The 19,439-nt window shown below is 59.3% G+C and carries 17 protein-coding genes and 1 pseudogene; 3 read left to right on the top strand and 15 right to left on the bottom strand.

Going from position 1 to position 19,439, the window contains the following annotated elements:
• Positions 1-4 precede the first annotated feature (4 nt).
• Positions 5-133, top strand: a pseudogene (locus ACN1C3_RS29220) (thiamine pyrophosphate-binding protein); the annotation flags it as partial.
• Between the two features lie 362 nt (positions 134-495).
• Positions 496-1,713 carry a DUF3422 domain-containing protein gene (locus ACN1C3_RS29215; protein WP_419119196.1) on the top strand — a complete coding sequence of 406 codons (1,218 nt, stop codon included), beginning with the start codon at positions 496-498 and terminating at the stop codon, positions 1,711-1,713.
• A gap of 63 nt (positions 1,714-1,776) precedes the next feature.
• On the opposite strand, the gene ACN1C3_RS29210 is transcribed toward ACN1C3_RS29215, so the two are convergent.
• The 6 genes from ACN1C3_RS29210 to ACN1C3_RS29185 all read right to left on the bottom strand — a co-directional run bounded on the left by ACN1C3_RS29210 (position 1,777) and on the right by ACN1C3_RS29185 (position 7,823).
• Positions 1,777-1,887, bottom strand: coding sequence for a histidine phosphatase family protein (locus ACN1C3_RS29210; protein ID WP_419119184.1), 111 nt, complete (start codon positions 1,885-1,887; stop codon positions 1,777-1,779).
• Positions 1,884-2,720: an HAD-IIB family hydrolase gene (locus ACN1C3_RS29205; protein WP_419119183.1), complete on the bottom strand. Its 837-nt coding sequence runs from the start codon at positions 2,718-2,720 to the stop codon at positions 1,884-1,886. Before ACN1C3_RS29205 ends, ACN1C3_RS29210 begins: the two co-directional genes overlap by 4 nt.
• Positions 2,721-2,794: 74 nt before the next feature.
• A complete protein-coding gene (locus tag ACN1C3_RS29200; RefSeq protein WP_419119182.1) occupies positions 2,795-5,167 on the bottom strand; it encodes a hypothetical protein in 2,373 nt (790 codons plus the stop codon).
• Between the two features lie 61 nt (positions 5,168-5,228).
• A complete protein-coding gene (locus tag ACN1C3_RS29195) occupies positions 5,229-5,978 on the bottom strand; it encodes an ABC transporter permease (protein ID WP_419119181.1) in 750 nt (249 codons plus the stop codon).
• Between the two features lie 7 nt (positions 5,979-5,985).
• Complete coding sequence (locus tag ACN1C3_RS29190) at positions 5,986-6,987, bottom strand: ABC transporter substrate-binding protein (RefSeq protein ID WP_419119180.1); 1,002 nt, start codon at positions 6,985-6,987, stop codon at positions 5,986-5,988.
• Complete coding sequence (locus tag ACN1C3_RS29185) at positions 6,984-7,823, bottom strand: ABC transporter ATP-binding protein (RefSeq protein WP_419119179.1); 840 nt, start codon at positions 7,821-7,823, stop codon at positions 6,984-6,986. Before ACN1C3_RS29185 ends, ACN1C3_RS29190 begins: the two co-directional genes overlap by 4 nt.
• 136 nt (positions 7,824-7,959) lie before the next feature.
• Between ACN1C3_RS29185 and ACN1C3_RS29180 the strand changes: the two genes are divergently transcribed.
• Complete coding sequence (locus ACN1C3_RS29180) at positions 7,960-8,709, top strand: GntR family transcriptional regulator (RefSeq protein ID WP_419119178.1); 750 nt, start codon at positions 7,960-7,962, stop codon at positions 8,707-8,709.
• Between the two features lie 24 nt (positions 8,710-8,733).
• Here ACN1C3_RS29180 and ACN1C3_RS29175 read toward each other — a convergent pair whose 3' ends face one another.
• The 9 genes from ACN1C3_RS29175 to ACN1C3_RS29135 all read right to left on the bottom strand — a co-directional run bounded on the left by ACN1C3_RS29175 (position 8,734) and on the right by ACN1C3_RS29135 (position 19,279).
• A complete protein-coding gene (locus ACN1C3_RS29175) occupies positions 8,734-11,019 on the bottom strand; it encodes a molybdopterin guanine dinucleotide-containing S/N-oxide reductase (protein WP_419119177.1) in 2,286 nt (761 codons plus the stop codon).
• A 225-nt stretch (positions 11,020-11,244) separates the two neighbouring features.
• On the bottom strand, positions 11,245-12,570 hold the full coding sequence (locus tag ACN1C3_RS29170) for an LLM class flavin-dependent oxidoreductase (RefSeq protein ID WP_419119176.1): 1,326 nt from the start codon (positions 12,568-12,570) through the stop codon (positions 11,245-11,247).
• Between the two features lie 31 nt (positions 12,571-12,601).
• Positions 12,602-13,543, bottom strand: a complete 942-nt coding sequence (locus tag ACN1C3_RS29165; RefSeq protein WP_419119175.1) for an aliphatic sulfonate ABC transporter substrate-binding protein — start codon at positions 13,541-13,543, stop codon at positions 12,602-12,604.
• Positions 13,544-13,622: 79 nt separating this feature from the next.
• On the bottom strand, positions 13,623-13,838 hold the full coding sequence (locus tag ACN1C3_RS29160) for a TOBE domain-containing protein (RefSeq protein ID WP_007904463.1): 216 nt from the start codon (positions 13,836-13,838) through the stop codon (positions 13,623-13,625).
• A gap of 430 nt (positions 13,839-14,268) precedes the next feature.
• The gene (locus ACN1C3_RS29155) at positions 14,269-14,985 is read right to left on the bottom strand and encodes an ABC transporter ATP-binding protein (RefSeq protein WP_419119174.1); all 717 of its coding nucleotides are present in this window, start codon (positions 14,983-14,985) and stop codon (positions 14,269-14,271) included.
• Complete coding sequence (locus ACN1C3_RS29150; RefSeq protein ID WP_419119173.1) at positions 14,982-15,830, bottom strand: ABC transporter ATP-binding protein; 849 nt, start codon at positions 15,828-15,830, stop codon at positions 14,982-14,984. The genes ACN1C3_RS29155 and ACN1C3_RS29150 overlap by 4 nt, the downstream gene beginning before the upstream one ends.
• On the bottom strand, positions 15,820-16,674 hold the full coding sequence (locus ACN1C3_RS29145; protein WP_419119172.1) for an ABC transporter permease: 855 nt from the start codon (positions 16,672-16,674) through the stop codon (positions 15,820-15,822). Before ACN1C3_RS29145 ends, ACN1C3_RS29150 begins: the two co-directional genes overlap by 11 nt.
• Positions 16,671-17,705 (bottom strand): ABC transporter permease, encoded by a 1,035-nt coding sequence (locus ACN1C3_RS29140; protein ID WP_419119171.1) that lies wholly within the window; start codon positions 17,703-17,705, stop codon positions 16,671-16,673. The genes ACN1C3_RS29145 and ACN1C3_RS29140 overlap by 4 nt, the downstream gene beginning before the upstream one ends.
• Positions 17,702-19,279, bottom strand: a complete 1,578-nt coding sequence (locus ACN1C3_RS29135) for an ABC transporter substrate-binding protein (protein WP_419119170.1) — start codon at positions 19,277-19,279, stop codon at positions 17,702-17,704. The genes ACN1C3_RS29140 and ACN1C3_RS29135 overlap by 4 nt, the downstream gene beginning before the upstream one ends.
• Positions 19,280-19,439: the final 160 nt, after the last annotated feature.

Genomic DNA, 19,439 nt, shown 5'->3' with positions numbered 1-19,439 from the left:
AACAATGAATAAAGCTATTTCTCGTCGTAGCGGAGGTCAAATATTAGTGGATGCCTTACGCATCCATGGCGTCAAAAGAGCTTTCTGTGTTCCGGGAGAAAGCTACCTCGCGGTTCTCGACGCATTGTATGACGTGCAGGAAGAAATCGATCTGCCGATACCCAAAAGCGTCATGGTATTCATGAGAGATCCTCCTTCGGTAAAGAGAGCGCCCCGGCAAGTTTAGACTCGCCGAGGTTCTCGCCAAACTGACCTGCCCGGATCGATTACTGCTGGTGACTCGTGAGTTCGTCAACCTGTCCCATCAATAACAGCAGCAGATCAATGCCCTGAAAAACACCTACGCCTCGCTACCGAGCACAATCATTACCGCCGAATGTGCCAACCGGGAGCGACGAAATAGCCCGCTGCAAGCTTGGGATGGAAGCGTGGATCAGCTTTGTGATGGGCATTATCGCTAGCGCCAAGAACAATACCAACATGGCCTTGAACAGCATGCATCCGCAAAGACAAACCCTGCACAACGAATTACACGCCCGCCCGTCTCTGTATTTCAACGAGCCGGCCCACGTGTTTCATCTGGCCTTCCTTGGTGGGGACTCCGAGTGCAACGCGCTGCTGCAGAACTGCTGCACTGCCCCCTTTGACCCGAATGCGGCCCAAGGCATCACGCACCTCGACGGCCACCCACTGAAGTGGGAACGTCACGCTGAGTTCTTCACCCTGACCCTGGTGGTCACCTCGTCCAGCCATGACCTGTCCTGGACATCGTTGCCCGAGTCGCTGGCGCAAAGAGTCGAACCGCATTTGCAACAGTTGATCAACGCGGTACAGATTGTGGTGCGTGGCGAAGCGGCGCTGGACCTTGCGAGCTATGGCTTCAAGGACCCTTGTGGCTCTTGCGTGGGCGGAGGGGACGCCGTGGTCTGGAGCGATTTTCGTCTTGGCGAGGACGGCAGCAACCGTTTCTTGTTCGTCAACCGACGCCTGAACGCTTACCGCCAAGGACGGATGATCCGACGCCTGCTGGAAATCGAGACCTACCGGATGATGGCCTCAATGTCATTGACCACTGCCAAGACCTTGAGCGCCCAACTGAATGTCTTCGACAAGACCTTGGTTACCCTCTCCGAGCGTAATGCCAGTGCCGACACCGGAGACGCCAAAGCTCTGCTGGCCGACATTTCCAGCCTGTCGGCGCAGATAGTCAGCAGCACCGCGAAAACCCGCCACCGCTTCAGTGCCACCCAGGCTTACGCCCAGCTGGTATTTGAGCGTCTTGGAGAACTGCGGGAAAGTCATGTGGGGGATTGCCAACGCCTCGGCATTTTCATCGAAAGGCGCTTCAAGCCTACCGTCAGGTACTGTGCCGCCACCGAGCAACGCCTGGAACACCTGGCCAAAAGCGTGGCCAACCTTGGCGACCTGCTACAGGCGCGGGTGCAGGTGGAAATGGAAGAGCAAAACTCGGAAATCCTCAAAAGCCTGAACGCTCGCGCCGATGCCCAGATCAAGATCCAGCGCGCCGTGGAAGGCCTCTCGATTATCGCCATCACCTACTACCTGCTGAACCTGCTCAAGCTGGGCTACTCGGGGTTGCACCTGCTCGGTGCCGAGGTGACCCCGCGGGAGGCCATGTTGGCCATGACGCCCCTCGCGATCGGCATCCTTGCGCTGATTTTGCTCCGTATCAAGAAAGTCAAAGGGCATTGATATGACGGAAGCGTTCTGAACACTGACGCATATAAATTCAACTCGGCGCCGCGACTTGAGTGTTCACCTGTAACGCCAACACCTCTCAGCAAAAATGATCCGGGCTGTTTGCTGCGCCCTGCGCAGCGGAGAGACAACAACGTTGTCGATATGAGCCGGTAACTTCCCCCTCAAATCCTGCGCCTGCTCAACGGTGGCTCAAAGGCTGTGACCGCAGGCAGAGGGAGCTGGCGGGACGCGAGCAGTTTATCCACGACCTCGACAAACCCAACCCCACCGGCCCCTTGGGTGATCCAGGCAGGTGGCGTGGGTAGCTGCGACAGGTATTTGCGCACGGTACTCACACCCACTGTGTGACGGAAGAAATCGAACATCGGTGCATCATTGGTCGAGTCGCCGGAATAAATCACCGCATCACGGTTTTCGTTGATATCCAGGTCATAAACCTCAGCCAGAATACGCCTGGACATACTCAGCTTGTCATAGCCGCCAAGCCAACCCAGGACCCACAGATTGTTGACGGTGACATCGGCGCCTGCTTCGCCCAAAGCCTCCACTATCGCCTGCCGAGTCTCGGGATGCTCCGGCAGGGAAAAGGCCAGGCTCGTCAACCTGAACGGCTGATCGCTGGCCAGTATCGCTTCGGGCACCCGGGCTTGAACCTGTCGAGCGATGGCCTGCAGTCGACTCGACACCCTGGCCTGCTCGGCATCGGAGTGCCAGAAATGCCGATGCAGCTCGTGCCCACCAATTGCGCGCTGGAAAAACAGCCCTCCATTTTCCCCGATCACACCGTCCACCGGCCACATCCGAGCCATTTGATCGCACCACCCGGCGGGTGCCGCCGTGACCGGAATAACGCGGATGCCGTACGCCTGTAAACGCTCCAGGGCAGTGTAAGTAGCGGCAGCCAAACGGCCCTGGTAAGTCAGGGTTTCATCCATGTCGGTGAGGACGAAATGAACGCTGTGAAATTCGGAATCAGAGGCGGTAAACAACGGTTGCATGGAAGTCCTCATTTTCTTTGAAAGGGCCAGAATGGCTCAAGACTACAGGGCTAAAACAGGGTCTCGGATGAGCCTTAGGGAAGCGTCAGAAACAACGCGGAGGTCCAGACTCTGGATTGATCCCGTTGACGGGCGCAGATGAACAAGGGATGTTCTCGGCCCTGCTGCAGATTCAACTGCGCCAGCTCGATCTTCCCTTGCAGCTCACGGGGCAGCGGCGCAGAGGTTGTCCTTTCGAGGGACACTTTCAACTCCGCTCCCGGTAGCTCTTCGATCACTTGCGATTGCGCCAGCAACGCTTCGCCAGACAATTCCATCAGCACTGTGGGCGCGTGCACATAAGGTTGCGGTTCAGACGGATCGCCGACCTTGATGTAGTTATCGATGCGGCTGTGAATCTGCAGCGTCGCACCGGCCAGTTGCGACAGGTCGATTTCGATGCTGTCGGTATCGCCGTTGGTGTCGGTGCGAAAGGCCAGAGCCGTTGCATCCTTGCGCCATACGGTTTGCTCGGGATGATCGAGACCCAACGCGCGAAAGCCATTGATAACCGCCCCCGTCACGCGAATCTCGCCGGTCCAGTAAGCACCGCGGTAGCGGTCCTTGATCCGTGCGCCGCCCAGTCGCAGACGAATGCGCTGGGCGGAAAAACCCAGTTCCTGATGCAGGTTGCGGGACCAGATCAGTTTTTCGCCATCGAATAGATCGACCTGCTCCCAGCCCGCTTCGCCCAGTAGCCGATAATCCAGCGTGGCATTCGCCTGCGCCGTGAACACCTCGCCCATGAAATGCGGGCCCTGACGCAGGCTGGCGAACGAACGCTCTCCGGTAGTAGCAAAGGTGCGACGTGCACGAAGCGCCTTGCCGACACTGGCCCGGTCGAAGCCGTCGGCGACGACACCGGTCAGCCCGCCGCGAGAGCCGAACACGGCCGTGGCCGGAACACCGCCGCCGCAACGGCCCTGGTGCTCATCGCTGTTCGCGGCGGCGCCAACCCGATACCCACGTTGAAGCGCTTCGGCGTAGACCCAATGGAATTGCCCCCAGGCCGAGCCGACTTCGATCAGCCGTTCCAGCTCCGGATGATGCCAGTCCAGGTTGCAGCGGCGCCCGCCGACGTGAGGCATCATCAGATGGCCCTCGGGGTCCTTGGCATAGGCGGCGTACAACTCGTCCACCGGCCAGGCGCCCGGTTTGATGGTGCCGGCGGTGAACTCGTTCCATTCAAAGGAACGCACCAGTCGACCTTGATTGTCGAAGGGAAACTCAGGCTTTCTGTCATGCAGAAACACCACATTGCGATCGCCGCCGGCGCAGGAGTTGCCGCACCATTCGGTACCGGGGTAACACACGAAGCGGCCCGGCTCATTGAGCTCATGAATCAGCTTGACCGCCTGATCCCAGCGTTGCTCGGTGATATTGAAGTCGTTGGCGGTGTAGCCGAGGACATCGAGGCCGGCGACATCGCGACCGTAGCTGAGGTTGTACAAGGTGTCATTGGTGCCCACGGTGTCATCGGAGTGCACATGCAGGTCGGCGTACAGCGGGCGCAACGCCGTGCCGGCCGGATCGACGGTGACAAACGCTCGAGCCGCGCGCACAAAAGGCGCCTCCACCTCGGCCGACAAACGCCACTCACCCACCGCACCGAGATCAAAGCCCTCGAGCCGGACAGTCGCCCAGCCTTTGGCCGCCAGGGTGAACGGTTGTTGTCGCTCGCCTCCTTCAGGGTCAACGAGGGTCAGGACACCCTTGAGCGGCAAGTGACGGCAGGTGTTGCCCCAGGCATCATCCACCCTGAGCAAAACGTCGAACGCCTCACCGGCGCTGACCAGCCGAGGAACAATCAGCTGCACGCTCTGCGCCGGTCCCGGCACGATGTTCAGCAAGGGATCGCCTGGCACCTCGGCAAATTTCGAGCTGCCCAGCGGGTCGATGAACAACCGGAAGCGGAAGTCTTTCTCGACGAAACTCTGCACCCGCGTACCCGCGCCGCCCTGACGACGATCGCCCAGGCGAATGGTGATTTTGTCCCCCGGATTCAGGTAGCCGTCGATGATGTCGATGATGATCGCTTTCTGAAACGGCCGCTCATGGCCTTTCTGGTCGAAGCGCACCTTCAAGTGCTGCACCGTGGCCTGGCTCTGACCAGGAACCAACTCACCGGCTTGATACTCGGCACTGACATAGTTGGGGCCAGCCGGGTTCGAGGTCTGGAATAAGGCCCAGTCGGAGTAGAACTTGAAGGCCAGTTTCAGCCAGGCGCCATCCGCCAGGCCGCTGCCACCCACCTCGTAGACCAGGGTGATTTCATCCCACTGACCGGCGATCAGCGTGTCACGATCGCAGTGGATGCTGCCCAGAAACGGGCGTTTCTTGTTACGTTCGTAGAGGCCTTGCGGGGCAATGTAATGCCCGGCTTCGCGGGGATCGAAAACGTTACTCACATGACACCTCGTGCAGTGGTCCACTGAAGGTTTGAAGGGGTTCCAAGACAAATGCCGATGCTTATTGCACCCGCCATTTCTGGTAGTGGCGCTCGATGCGCCTGAACACAAAACTCTCCATCAGCCAGGCAATCAGGCCGATCAGGACAATGCCCAGCAGCACCTGACTGCTGTTGCCGATCTGCCCGCCCGTCGACACCATCCAGCCGATGCCTTGGGACGCACCGATCATTTCCGCCGCGACCAATGCCCTCCAGCCCTGGCTGAAGCCGATGCGCAAGGCCGCTGTCACGAAGGGCAACGAGGCCGGCAAGTAGACATGAGCGAGCAGTTGCCAGGGATTGGCGCCCAAGGTGCGTGCCGCGCGGACTTCGCCGCCGCGAATACTCTGCACGCCCTCCTGAATAGTCACCGCCATGGGGAACACCGCAGCAATGAAAATCACCAGCACGATGGAGACATAACCCAAGCCGAAAATAATCATGATCAGCGGCGCCCAGGCGATCGGCGGGATGGCCATGAACAGGCTGTTGAGCGGTGAGATGAAATCGCGAAAACGCGCGGACAGCCCCCCGGCAGTCCCCAGCAGAACCGCGACGATCACCGCTGCGCAGAAGCCACCGACCTCTTCGAGGACACTCGCCCTGAGGTGCTGCCAGAGCGAACTATCGCCCAACCAGCGTACGGCCTCGCGGGCGACATCCCATGGCTGCGGCAAGATGTAAGTGGGAAAGCGGCTGGCCAGGGCCATCCAGATCAACAGCAGGAATGGCAGCGAAGCCCATCCCCAATTCGGTTTTGGCAAGGACATGACAGACTCAGCGCGAGGCTTTTTCCAGGTAGGAGGTATCCACGATCTGTTCGGTCTTGAGCGTGGCATCGATAAAGCCCAGGTCGTGGGAGTAATTCATCAAGCGCTGAATGAATTGAATATCTGAAGGCTGCAAGTCCGCCGACCAGCCCAGTCGCGTACGCGCTTGGGCGACGATGGTTTCTGGAGCAATGGGCTTGCCGTCAGCCCCCTGCACCGGCTCGAGTTTGAACGCCTCGGCGATGATTCGATTCGACTCGGAGGGATACTCATTGAGGAAGGCGATGGCCTTGCGGTGTGCGCGCAGCAGCTTCACCACGTCGTCCGGTCGCTCCTGCAAGGTTTTGGGTAACGCGATTACCACGTACCACGGGTAATTAGGCAGCGCTTGGTTCACGTCGAGCAAAATCCGGCTCGACCCGCGCAGCAACGATTGACTGACGAAGGGTTCCCAGGAAAAGGCTGCGTCGACAATGCCGCGTTCCAGTGCGGCGTTCATGTTGCCGGGCGGCATATCGATGATGTCCAGATCCTTGTCAGGGTTGAGCCCAGCCTTTTCTTTCAGGACATAACCGCGCAGCAGCACGTCCATGCCACTGCCCTTCTTGACCCCGGCCAGTTTTTTGCCCTTGAGCTCATCCAGCGTAGCAATCGGACTCTTGGCGTCGACGATCACCGCGGCCTGACCGTAATTGACCTTCGCCAGAATCCGGCTTTGCAGCCCGCGGGAAAACCATTGGTACACCGGCGGCGTACCGACATAGGCCACATCCAGTTCACCGGCGGCCAGCGCCTGCTGGATCACCGGACCATCGCCCAATGCCTTGAGATCGACATTCAAGCCTTGCTCACGGTAATAACCCTGCTTGTCGGCGATCAACGCCGGTGCATTGGCCATGGCGAAGACATAACCCACACGCAGGGGTTTCTCTTCGCCAGCCATGGCAAATGTGCTGCTTGCCAGTGCGGCAACAGACAATGAAAGAGCAAGCAGCGTACGTTTGATCATGCGGTTAACTCGAGCTGACGGGTTGGGTAAGCCGTGGCTTGCGACACTTCCATGACCTGGGAAATGCGCTCCATCAGCTCATTGCGGTAATCGAGGAACGCTGGCAAGCGACGGGTTTTCAGATTGGAACGAGGACGCGGCAGGTTGATCGCAAGTCCACTATGGATACCGCCAGGGGCAATGTTGAGCACGATGACCCGATCCGCCAGAAACACCGCTTCGTCGATATCGTGGGTAATGAACAACACCGTCTGGCCGAGCTCGGCCCAGATACGCAAGGTCTCTTCATTCATGCTGTTGCGGCTGATGGCATCCAGCGCGGCGAATGGCTCGTCCATCAGCAACACGCTGGGCTCGAGTGCCAGGGTTCTGGCCAGGGAGACTCGCTGCTGCATACCACCGGAGAGCTGATGCGGCAGCCGATGCGCAGCATTCTCCAGACCGACCAGACGCAGGTACTGCAACGCTTGAGTACGCTGCTGCGACTCGCTGGTCTGAGCCGTCATCCGTAAACCGAATCGGACGTTTTCCAACGCGCTCAACCAGGGAAACAATTGCGGAGCCTGAAACACATAGCCCAACTCCGGACGCTCCGGACGCACTGCCGTCTGGTTAATACGGATCTGACCGCTCTGCGGTTGCTGAAAACCTGACAACAAGTTCAGCAAGGTGGTTTTCCCACAGCCGGATGGCCCAAGGATCGCGACGAATTCGCCGGGGCTGGCGTTCAGGCTGAAAGAGGAAAATACCCGATGCCCATTGGGGTAGCTGAAGCTGATGTCATCGACCGTCAGCGTGTCGGCTTGCTGCTGTGCGTAGGGGATGGTTTCGAGCATGGCAAGTGTCGTCAGGTCGTTTACAATGGGAATACCTGACATAATACGTATTAATACAAGTTGTCCCAATAACCTATTTTTATAACCTTAGAAGTGAAGGCTCAGCCGCCCCACTCGAAGGTCACGGAACTCAACAGTGTCCACGTCTATTCTTCGCGACAGCACGACCTCGCTCTACGAACAGATCGCCAACCAGCTGCTTGAAGAAATTCAACGTGGCGATTACGAACCCAGCGGCAAGCTGCCGTCAGAAGCAGAGTTGGGCAAACGTTTTGCAGTCAGCCGCGTCACGGTTCGCCTGGCAGTGGGCAAGCTCAGCGAAGATGGGGTGGTGGAGCGTAAACAAGGGAAAGGCACCTTCGTTGCTGCCAAACAGGTCCGACACGGCCTCGATGCGTTGCGCAGTTTTCATGAAGCCTTGCTGCTGCAAGGGCTCGAACCGAGCATGCGCGTCATCAGCCATACCCTGCAGCCGGTTCCAGAGGCATTGCTTGGCGTGTTTGAAGAAGCGGACGATTGCCTGCTGCTGGAGCGACTGCATTTTGTCGATGACGAGCCCATCGCACTGGGACGCAGCCACCTGCCTGCAGAATTGGCCAGCGTGGTCTGGACCGAGGTCGAACAGCAACCGATCTACTCCATTCTCGAGTCGATCACAGGCTTGGCGGTCACCCGCGCCGACCTGGCGATCCGCGCACAAGAAGCCGATAAAAGCCTGGCCAGTGCCTTGCACGTCAAACGTGGCGCTGCGCTGTTGGTCATGGAGCGCACCTCTTATTTTGCCAACGGCAGGTGCTGCGACCGCACGACCTTCTATATCCGCCCGGAGCGCTATGCCTTTGTCCTCAGTGGCGTCTTCAAATCCAGACCCGCACAGGCAGATTGATCAGGTCCACTCCCAATACGACGGTTAAACCATCAACGGTGGCTCAAAGGCTGTGACGGGCGGCAACGCTTGATCCCACCTCACGATTTCCACAGAGGCGGTTTGCGCCGAGCACCCCTGTGACAGACTCGAAGACCCGATATCCACCGTGATCACGTTCGGGTTGCCATGTTTTTCCAGGCTGTTTCGCTCGCCATGAGCCAACGGATCGAACCAGGCTCCGGTGGCGATTTGCACCACGCCCGGGCGAATCCGGTCCGAAACAATCACCCCGGCCAGAAAGGCGCCACGTTCATTGAACACCTTGACCACATCGCCATCGACAATACCCCGAGCGCGCGCATCATCGGTGTTCAAGGTCAGCGGCTCACGCTGTTGGATTTTCGAGGATCGGCTGTACGCGCCGTGATCGTATTGGCTGTGCAGGCGAGTTTTCGGTTGGTTCGACAGCAGGTGCAGCGGGAACTGCGCCAACGGTTTGTCCAGCCATACCGGATGGCCGGGACAATCGGCGTAACCAAAACCCGCAATGCGCTCGGAAAAGATTTCGATCCGTCCCGAGGGGGTCGGCAGCGGATTCGCGTCCGGGTCTTCACGGAAGGATTTGAGCAATACGGTATCGGTGTCGGGATAGGCGATCTCGAATAAGCCCTCTCGCCAGAATTTATCGTAGTCCGGCAACTCAATCCCATGTTCCTGCGCCCTGCCCCGGGACTCGTCATAAATAAAGCGCAACCAGGCCCCGGCGTCGCGACCTTCGGTGAAGGCTTCGCCAAGACCCAGTCGCTCGGCCAAATCGGCCAGGATCGAATAATCATCGCGAGATTCACCCACCGGTTCGATGGCCTGCTGCATTGCGATCATGAAGCGGTCCGACGCGGAGCTGCCGATATCGTTGCGTTCCAGGGCCGTGGTCACCGGCAGAACGATATCCGAGTACTTGGCCTGGGCGGTCCAGAACTGCTCATGAACAATAATGGTCTCCGGCCGCTTCCAGGCTTCCAATAAACGATTGAGATCCTGATGATGGTGGAAGATGTTGCCCCCCGCCCAATAGACCAGGCGGATATCCGGGTAATGCCGCTGCTTGCCGTTGTAGTCGAAAGCCGCGCCCGGGTTGAGCAGCATGTCCGTTACCCGCGCCACCGGGATGAAATCCTTGACCGGATTGACCCCTTGGGAAAAGCGCGGCCCGGAAAACGCTTTACGACCGCTGCCCGTGTTGTTCATGCAGCCATAACCCAGGCCGAAGCCACCGCCTGGCAGGCCGATCTGCCCGAGCAGGGCTGCCAGGGTCACGGTCATCCAGAACGGCTGCTCGCCGTGCACCGAACGCTGCAGGGAATAGGCAATGTTGATCATCGTGCGTTGGCTGGCCATGCGCCGTGCCAGGTCAGTGATCTGCTGCGCCGCAATGTCTGTCAGCGCCTGCGCCCACAGTGGGTCTTTGGGCTGGCCGTCGGTGTGACCGAGCAGGTACTCGCGAAACCGCTCGTAGCCGACGGTGTAGCGCTGAACGAAGTCCTCGTTGTGCAAACCCTCGCTGACCAGCACGTAGGACAACGCCATCATCAGCGCGGTGTCACTGCCGGGGCGAACCGGCAGCCATTGATTGTTTTTCGGCCCGATCAGATCGTCGCGCAAGGGACTGACGTTGACGAACTGCACCCCCGCCTCTGACATCTCTTCCAGCGCGCGGGTCAGCAGATGTTCGCTGGCACCACCGGGGCTGGTCTGGGCATTTTTCGCCGGCAGGCCGCCGAAGGCAACGAACAGCTCGCAATGCTGCGCCAGGTTTTTCCATGAGGTATGCGCCGCCAGCAGCCAGTCCATGTTGCCGACGATGTGCGGCATCAACACCCGTCCGGCGCCGAGGCTGTAGCTGTCCATGCTGAACACATAGCCGCCGAAAAGATTGAGGAAACGGTGCAACTGACTTTGCGCATGATGAAAGCGCCCGGCACTGCCCCAGCCGTAGCTGCCGCCGAAAATCGCCTGATTGCCATGCTCGGCCTTGACCCGTTTCAGCTCCCTGGCGACCAGTTCCAGCGCCACCTCCCACGACACTTCAACGAAGGGCTCCTGACCGCGCAGCTCTTGATGACGAAGCGTGGGATGAGCGCCGGCTTCAGCGAGATAACTGCGGCGCACCGCAGGCCGCATAATCCGGGTCGGCGAGGTGATGGCCTCGGGAATCGAGGTACCGATGGGCGACGGATCCGAGTCCCATTCCGCCGGCAGCATGGCCGCAAGCTTTCCATCGACGACCTGCGGGCGGTACGCCCCCCAATGCAACGAAGTAAAACTCATGGTGCGATGAACTCCCTGAAGCGGCATCTTTTGTTGGATGAAAAACTCCCTGTCCCTTGTGGGAGCGAGCTTGCTCGCGATGGACTTGAGAGTGCCGCGTTTAATCAGAAAACCCGCGTCATCGTTAACGTCCATCGCGAGCAAGCTCGCTCCCACAGAGGGCTGTGTCCACTCTGATTACCAGCTCTCCCCCAGCCCAAGCAAGCCTTTGGTTTTATGGAGGTGTCAGTCCTTCAATTCTGCAAGCCCCAAATGCTCACGCAAGGTCGAGCCTTCGTAAGCGCGGCGGAACAACCCTTTGCGTTGCAGATGGGGAGTCACGCTTTCGACGAATTCGCTGAACGAGCCCGGCAGATAACCCGGTGAGATCACGAAACCGTCGCAGCCTTCGCCCAGGAACAGCTCGGCCAGTTGATCGGCGATTTGGGCGCCGGTGCCCACCAGTTGCGGCACGCGAACGCTGCTGGCGAAAATCCGCCCCAATTGCTCCAGGGTGGTATCCGCGCCTTGCATCAGTAGCTTTTCGGCGGCGGCCGCGTGGATCAGTGGCGATTGGGCGATGTCGGCCAGGGTCGCGGACAACGGAAAAGGCGACAGGTCGACATTGAGCTGTGAGGCCAGCGTGACCAACCCCAACTCCGGACGCGCCAAGGCGTTGTGCCTATCCCGCTTGGCGCGCGCTTCGGCTTCGGTGCCGCCAATGAACGGCATGACCGCCGTCAACACTTTGCAGCTGTCGGCCTCGCGCCCTTGTTGCACGACCTGCGCACGCACGTCGTCGCGAAAAGCGCGCATGGCGCTCAAGTGCGGGTGAATGGTGAAGATCGCCTCGGCCCAACGCGCACCGAAACGCCGTCCACGACCGGATGACCCGGCCTGGATCAGCACCGGTCGCCCTTGGGGCGTGCGCGGAATATTCAGCGGCCCTTCGACCTTGAACCACTCGCCACTGTGCTGCACCGAGTGGATTTTCGACGGATCGGCCAAGACCCCGTTTTCGCGGTCCAGCTTAAGCGCGTCCGGCCCCCAGCTGCGCCACAGCTTCAAGGCCACTTCGACAAATTCGTCGGCACGGTCGTAACGCAGGTCATGCTCCAGGTGTTTGTCCTTGCCGAACAGACGCCCTTCGCTGTCGTTCATCGAGGTGACGATGTTCCACGCTGCACGGCCCTTGGACAGGTGGTCCAGGGTGGCGAATTCCCTGGCGATGTGCGCGGGCTCGTAATAGGTCGTGGAACGGGTCGCACCCAGGCCCAGCTTATGGGTCTGACCGATCAGGTACGACAGGATCGGCAAGGGGTCCAGACGTGTCGCGTCCTGGGCGCCATAGCGCAACGCCAATTCCCGGGAGCCGCCCATCTGATCGCCGACCGCGAGGCGATCGGCGAAAAACAGGAAGTCGAACAGCCCCTCCTCCACCACTTTGGCGACACGCGCGTAGTACTCGGGCTCGAGGTAATGACCGACTGTTTCCGGGTGCCGCCACACCGCGTGACTGTGGATGACCGGACCTGTCAGCAAGAAGGCAGACAGGTGAATTTGACGACTCATGGCAAGGCTCCAAAGAACTGGACGGGTCTTCTTACTTGATCTTCGGAGTCCAGACGGTGATGTCGGAAACCTTCAGTGGCTTGGGCGTCAGCTTCGCCGCGTAATAGGTGTCGGCGATGCGCTGCTGCTCGGCCAGTTCATTGATCTTGACCGGGACGATGTCGTAACTGCGGCGGGTGTTCGCAAGCTCCACGGTGGCGGGCGGAATGTTGCCCCACAGCGGCCCGAGAATCTGCGCGGCCTCTTGCGGATGCGCTTTGACCCACTGCCCGGTCTCGCGCAGGGTATCGAAGGTGACTTGCAACACATCCGGATGCGCCTCGGCGAACTTCGTGGTCGCCAGGTAAAAGCGGTTGTAGTTGGCCACCCCGTCCTTGCCATCCGCCAGCACGCGTACATGATGATCCAACTGTTGGGTCGCCAGGAACGGGTCCCAGATGACCCAGGCATCGACACTGCCATTGGCGAACGCAGCCCCGCCATCCGGTGCTTCCAGGTAACGCGGTGTGATATCGGCGAGGGTCAGCCCGGCTTTTTTCAACGCTGAAATAAGCAGGAAGTTGCTGCCCGAGCCTTTGGAGACCGCCACGGTCTTGCCTTTCAGATCGGCGACGCTGTGGATCGGTGAATGGTCCTGGACGATGATCGCCTGCGCGCTGGACGACGGATTTTCCCGTGCGTAGTAGGTCAGCGGCGCATCGGCAGCCTGGGTGAACAGCGCAAAGGCGTCGGCCACGTCGGCATGCAAATCGACGCTGCCAGCATTCAGGGAACTGAGCAGGCCGGTGCTGAATTCATGCCAGTTAACGGTGAAGCCCAAGGGTTTCAGGCGCTCTTCCAGCTGGCCGTTTTGCTTGAGCAGAATCCATAGCGTTGAAGAACGCTGGTAACTGATATCGATGGCTTGCTGTGCATGAGCCCCCGCTGCGGCAAGCAGCAGACTGGCGGCGACGATGAGTTTTTTCAACTTCATGAAAGGCCTTAATGTGGTGTTTTCAAGTTCTGTGTAGCAGCTGGCGGCAGCTGCTACGGTTCGCGTCATGGCTTGAATTTCAGAGCTTGGCGATCGAAACCTCGGTGGATTTGACGAACGCAATGACCTCGCTACCGACTTTCAATTCAAGATCGCGCACTGAACGGGTGGTAATCACCGAGGTGACGATTCCGGAGGCGGTTTGCACATCAATTTCGGAGACCACTTCGCCTTCCAGTATTTCCTTGATGACGCCCTTGAACTGGTTCCGAACGTTGATCGCTTTGATGGTCATGATGAGGCTTCCTGTCTGATGTTGAGCAAATCCGCACCGATGTGCAGGCCTTCAAAATGCACCTCGCGAACCAATAACAAAAGGAATAAATAATGATTTATTTATTCCTAAATAGAATATAAAAAGTCACTAAGCTAATACCCGAAAATTATTTATAGATTATTTTTTAGAATCATATGATTCATGGCAGATAGCCCTTCTCTCTAGCTAAATGTCGAGCGTGCCCTGTCAAAGTCCACCAAGAACTCTTATAGAACTAAAAATAACTCTTTGAAATATATGGATTTTTTTTAATAGCAGCCGGTCGACGCTCGATTGGTCCGAGCGGCGTTCCGACGATGGCGACCTCAAGGACGCCATCGCCGGCAAGCCGTGCTCCTACAGGTGTTCTATGCGCGACAGCGCGGCGTCGAAGACGGGGCGGCCCCGCCTAAGCTGAAGTACGTGCCCGCTCAATCAATGCGGCACGATCAAGGCGTTGTTCAATACATCCCTGGTTGATCAGCAACGCCCTGTCGCAGAGATGCGCAACGGTGTTGATGTCGTGGCTGACCAGAATCATGGTCATGCCGGTATCGCGGCGCAGTGCCTGGAGAAGATTGAGTATTTCCGCCTGGACGGTCATGTCCAGCGCCGAGGTTGGCTCGTCGAGTAACAGCAGCTTGGGCTGCAATTGCAGAGCTCGGACAATGGCGACACGTTGGCGCTGGCCGCCGGACAATTGATGCGGGTAACGCTCCAGAACCTCGCCAGGCAAGCCCACTTGCTCCAATGACGCTAACAAACTGGCCTCATCGAAAGGCAGCCCATTGATCTGCCGCGGCTCGCGCAAGCTGCGGCGGATTCGGTGCAAGGGGTGTAACGAAGCATAAGGGTCCTGGAACACCATCTGAACATCCCGCCGCAAGCGGCCAGTGAACGCTCGTTGTGCTTTAAGGGACCGGCCGAGCAACTGTACCCCGCCCTGCCAATCACGGTGCAGTCCAGCGAGCACTCGCAACAGGGTCGATTTGCCGGAACCGGAGCCACCAATCAAGCCAAAGCACTCGCCGGGCTCGATGTGCAAGTCCTCCACCTGTAGTGCTGTGAAATGACTCAACCCGCGCTTGAAACTCACGGTCAATGTGCTGATGTCCACCAGGCTCATGGCCGTTCCTCAAGCAAGCTTCGGTTCAGGGTCGGCAACGAGTCACCATAACTCAGTGCCGAGGGCCGGCAATTCCACAAAGTGCGCGTGTAGGGATGGCTGGCAACCGCCAGATCCGCTGCCCGGCATTGATCGACAATCTGCCCGCGGTACATCACCAGTACCCGGTCGCAATACTTCGCGACCAAGGGCAGGTCATGGCTGATCAGTAGCAGCCCCATGCCCCGCTGCTCCACCAACCCCATCATCAATTCAAGCATTTGGTCCCGCAGGCCGCTGTCCAGCGCCGAGGTGGGTTCGTCAGCGATCAACACCCGAGGATCGTTGATCAGCATCGCCGCCAGCATGACCCGCTGCCCCATGCCCCCGGACAATTCGTGGGGGTAGCTGTCATAGAGTGCCGTCGGGTTCGGCAAACCTACCGCTTCGAGCATGTCCAACACCTTCTCACGGCGCTCACGACGCCCCAGCCGCGTGTGCAACACCAGCACCTCCTCAACCTGGGTGCCCACCTTGAGCACTGGATTGAGGGAGTATTTAGGATCTTGCAGCACCAGCGACAGACGCGTGCCGCGCAGGGCCTGCCACTGCCTGGCGCTCAACCCGAGCAGCTCGCTGCCCCCCAGGCGCAGATGCTCGGCAGTGACCTGGCCGGGACGCGGAACGAGACCCAGCAGCGCCCGCGCGGTCAGTGACTTGCCCGAGCCGGACTCGCCGACCAAGGCAACCTTTTCGGTGCCGACAGTGAAGTCGACACCTTTGACCACCTCGATCGGCTCACCGTCTCGCCCCGCAAACTGCACCCGCAGGCCGCGTACATCAAGTAGGGAATGATCACGTGCCATGGCGAGGATCCAGAACATCGCGCAGGCCGTCGCCCAGCAGATTGAAGGACAGGCTCGCCAGCAGAATGGCAATACCCGGTGCGGCGGCGACCCACCATTGATCGAAGATGACACGGCTGCCATCAGCGACCATCGAGCCCCATTCGGCCGTTGGCGGCTGCACGCCAAGCCCGAGGAAACCGAGCCCGGCAGCGGCCAGAATGATGCCGCCCAGATTCATTGCCACCCGCACGATCACCGACGGCAGACACAGCGGCAACACGTGGCCGAGTAACAGACGCGCGCCGCGTATTCCTTGCAGATGAGCGGCGGCGAGGTAATCGCTGTCACGCAGGACACTGGTCTCGGCCCGCGCCTGGCGGGCATACGCTGGCCAGGCGGTGAGCGAAAGCGCCAGCGCGCCGTTGAGCAGACCGGGACCGAGAATAGCGACGAACGCCAGCGCCAGCACCAATTGCGGGAACGCCATGACCACATCGGTCATACGCATCAGGATCCGCTCGGGCCAACCGCCGTAGAAGCCGGCGGTGACACCGACCAACACACCGATGGGCAAGGTCAACAGCAATACCAGTAACACCAACAGCAAGGTCGGGCGCGCCCCATAGAGCAGCCGTGTGAACAGATCACGGCCAAAACCGTCGGTACCCAACCAATGACTGGCCGACGGTGGCAACAGGCGCTGAGGAATGTTCTGCAGGTTCGGATTGAAACCGCTCAACCAAGGCGCGAACACTGCCACCAACACCAGCAATACGATCAGTGATACGCCCAGGGTCAATGCCGGCGAGCGACGCCACAGTCGTCGCGCAGACACACTGTCGAAGGTCACAGAAAGACTCATAACAACTCCCGAGTTCGCGGGTCGATCATGCTGGCGAGCACATCGGCGACGCCATTGACCACCACGAAACACAGGCCGATCAGTAACGTGCTGCCGAGAATCGCCGGGACATCGCCGGCGAACAACGCGGTGGTCAGATAGCGGCCGATACCCGGCCAGGCGAAAACGGTTTCGGTGAGGATCGAACCTTCCAGCAAGCTGGCATAGGCCAGGGCGACCACAACCACCAGGGTGCCCGCGACGTTCGGCAAGACGTGCCGCATCAGCACACGACCGCGCCCGGCACCTTTGGCCAGCGCGGTGACCACATACTCTTTGCCCATCTCGCCGAGCAAGGCGGAACGGGTGAGTCGGCAAATCCCGGCCATGGCATAGAACGCCAGCACCAGCACCGGCAAGACCAGGTGCGCGAAAGCATTGGCCAAAGCACCCACCTCGCCGGAGCGCCAGGTGTCCCACAGCATCCAGCCGCTGGGCAGCTCGATGCTGTACAAAAACGAATCGTCCAGGCGACCAGGGCCGCCCGCCCACTGCAATTTCGCGTAGAACAGCAACAACATCAGCAGGCCGAGCCAGAACACCGGTACCGAATAGCCGATCAGCGAGAACAACCGCACCAAGGCATCGACCCAGCCGCCCGGTCGCCAGGCAGCGAGCAGACCCAAAGACAAGCCGAGACCGGCCCCCAGCACAATCGCCAGGGTGGCGAGCTCCAGAGTGGCCGGCAACGCACGCTGCAGATCCTCAAGCACCGGCTGGCGGGAGGTAGTGGAAATGCCCAGATCACCCTGTGCCAAACCGTTAAGGTAGCGGCCGAAACGCACTGGCCAGGACTGGTCGAACCCCAGCTCAGTGCGCACCTGAGCCAGCGACGATTCGCTGGCACGATCCCCGGCAATGCGTAATGCCGGATCGACCGGCGACAACGTGGTCAACATAAAGGTGAAGAACAGCAGGCCGATCAGCGTGACCAACAAGGTCAACAATCCCGTACCCGCTACCTGAACCCTGCGTGAGGCACCTACCCTCACTTGGTTTTGCTCACCTGATCGAAATACGGCAGAGAGACGGCGATGTTCTGCAGTACGCCCTGGACCCCATCGTGGACGGCGACCTGGTTTTGCCCTTGCAACGCCACCACGAACGGCGAGCTCTTCTGCACGGCCTGTTGCAACTGACCATATAAGGCGATTCGTTTCTGCGGGTCACGTTCAGCCGCTGCTGCGCGAGTCTCTTCGCTCAGGTGCGGGATATCCCATTGGGTACGCCAGGCCAGGGTTTTGGGTCCATTGGGCACGTTGTAGGTGAAGGTACTGGCGTTCGAGTTAGGGTCCAGGTAATCCATGCCCCAATAGGTAAAGATCAGTTGATAGTCACGGCTACGCATTTTTGCCCACAGTTCGCTTTCCACCAGCGGACGTACTGCGATGTCGATGCCCGCTTTGGCGAAGCTCGCTTGCAGTGCCTGGGCAATGTCAGTGTAGGGAGGCTGGTTGAAGACACTCAACTCGACCTTGGTGCCTTCGGCGATACCGGCTTTTTTCAGGACGGCTTTGGCTTTATCCACGTCCAGCTTGAACGGCGTATCGCTCACTGATCCGGCCAGCCCCGTGGGCAGAAACGCCTGGTGTACGCTGTACTGGTTCTTCAACAAATCCTTGGAAATGCTCTGATAATCCACCAGCCAGCGTGCAGCTTCCCAGAAGGCTGGATTGTTCAAGGCGGGCACCTGAGTGTTGCCGCTATTGATACCCAGGTAGTAGATCATCGACGAGGGGAATCGCTGGACCGTCAAACCCTTTTGCTGCTCCAGGGCACTGAACTGATCGGCGCCCAAATCAAACGCGAGGTCAGCATCACCCTGTACCACCAGTAGACGACGAGTCGCCGGGTCGGTGACGTTTTTGATCACCACGGTCTTCAACTTCGGCGCTGTAGCGGCATGGGGATTGGCCTGCAAGACCACGGCCTCATGGGGTGTGTAGGTGCGCAATGCATAAGCGCCAGAGCCTGCCGAATGATTTTTCAACCAGCCATTGCCCAGGTCACCACCTTGCGTGTGTTTTTCGACTTCCACGGCATCGACAATGAAACCAACGGGCGTGGCCGACAGGATACTCAAGGCGAAGACGCTACCCACCGCTGCCGGCCAGGCGATTCGGACGTGATGCTCATCCACCTTGGTCAGGAAACCGTCAATATTTTCCTCCGTCCAGCCCAACTCACCCAGAATGAACGCAGGTGTTTTGTTCAGCTTGACGACGCGGTTCAACGAATAGATCACGTCCTCTGGACGTACCGGGTCACCCGAGGCGAACGTCGCTCCGGCACGCAACTCGAAAATCAGGCTCTTGTCATCGCTGCCCGCCTGCCAGCGTGTAGCCAACGCCGGGACCAGCCTGGAAGGGTCATGGCGGTCAGGCTCAAGCAAACGCTGGTACAGATTGACCAAGGTGTTGGTCGCGGTAATTTCGAAACTCTCGGCGGGATCAAGACTGACGATATCGTCAATCGAACGCGCCACCACCAGCGTATCCGGCGCGGTCACTGCCCATGCCGAACCGCTGATTGCCATCGCCATTGCCAAAGTCGTAAGACGCCGCATCGTGAATCCCTCAAGATAAAATCACCGTTCCTGGGAGCCGACGATATATTCCATTTAGGAATTAAAAAAATAACCTTTAGTCATTACCTTAGAGCTTTTTGCCGCCGGAAACGGAGGGGATAAATCTGCCGCTCGCACGCCCTCCCCTGATTGAGAGCCG

It is taken from the genome of Pseudomonas sp. H11T01, from assembly GCF_048515765.1.
Taxonomy (GTDB): Bacteria; Pseudomonadota; Gammaproteobacteria; order Pseudomonadales; family Pseudomonadaceae; genus Aquipseudomonas.
This window is presented reverse-complemented; position numbering and strand designations above follow the sequence as displayed.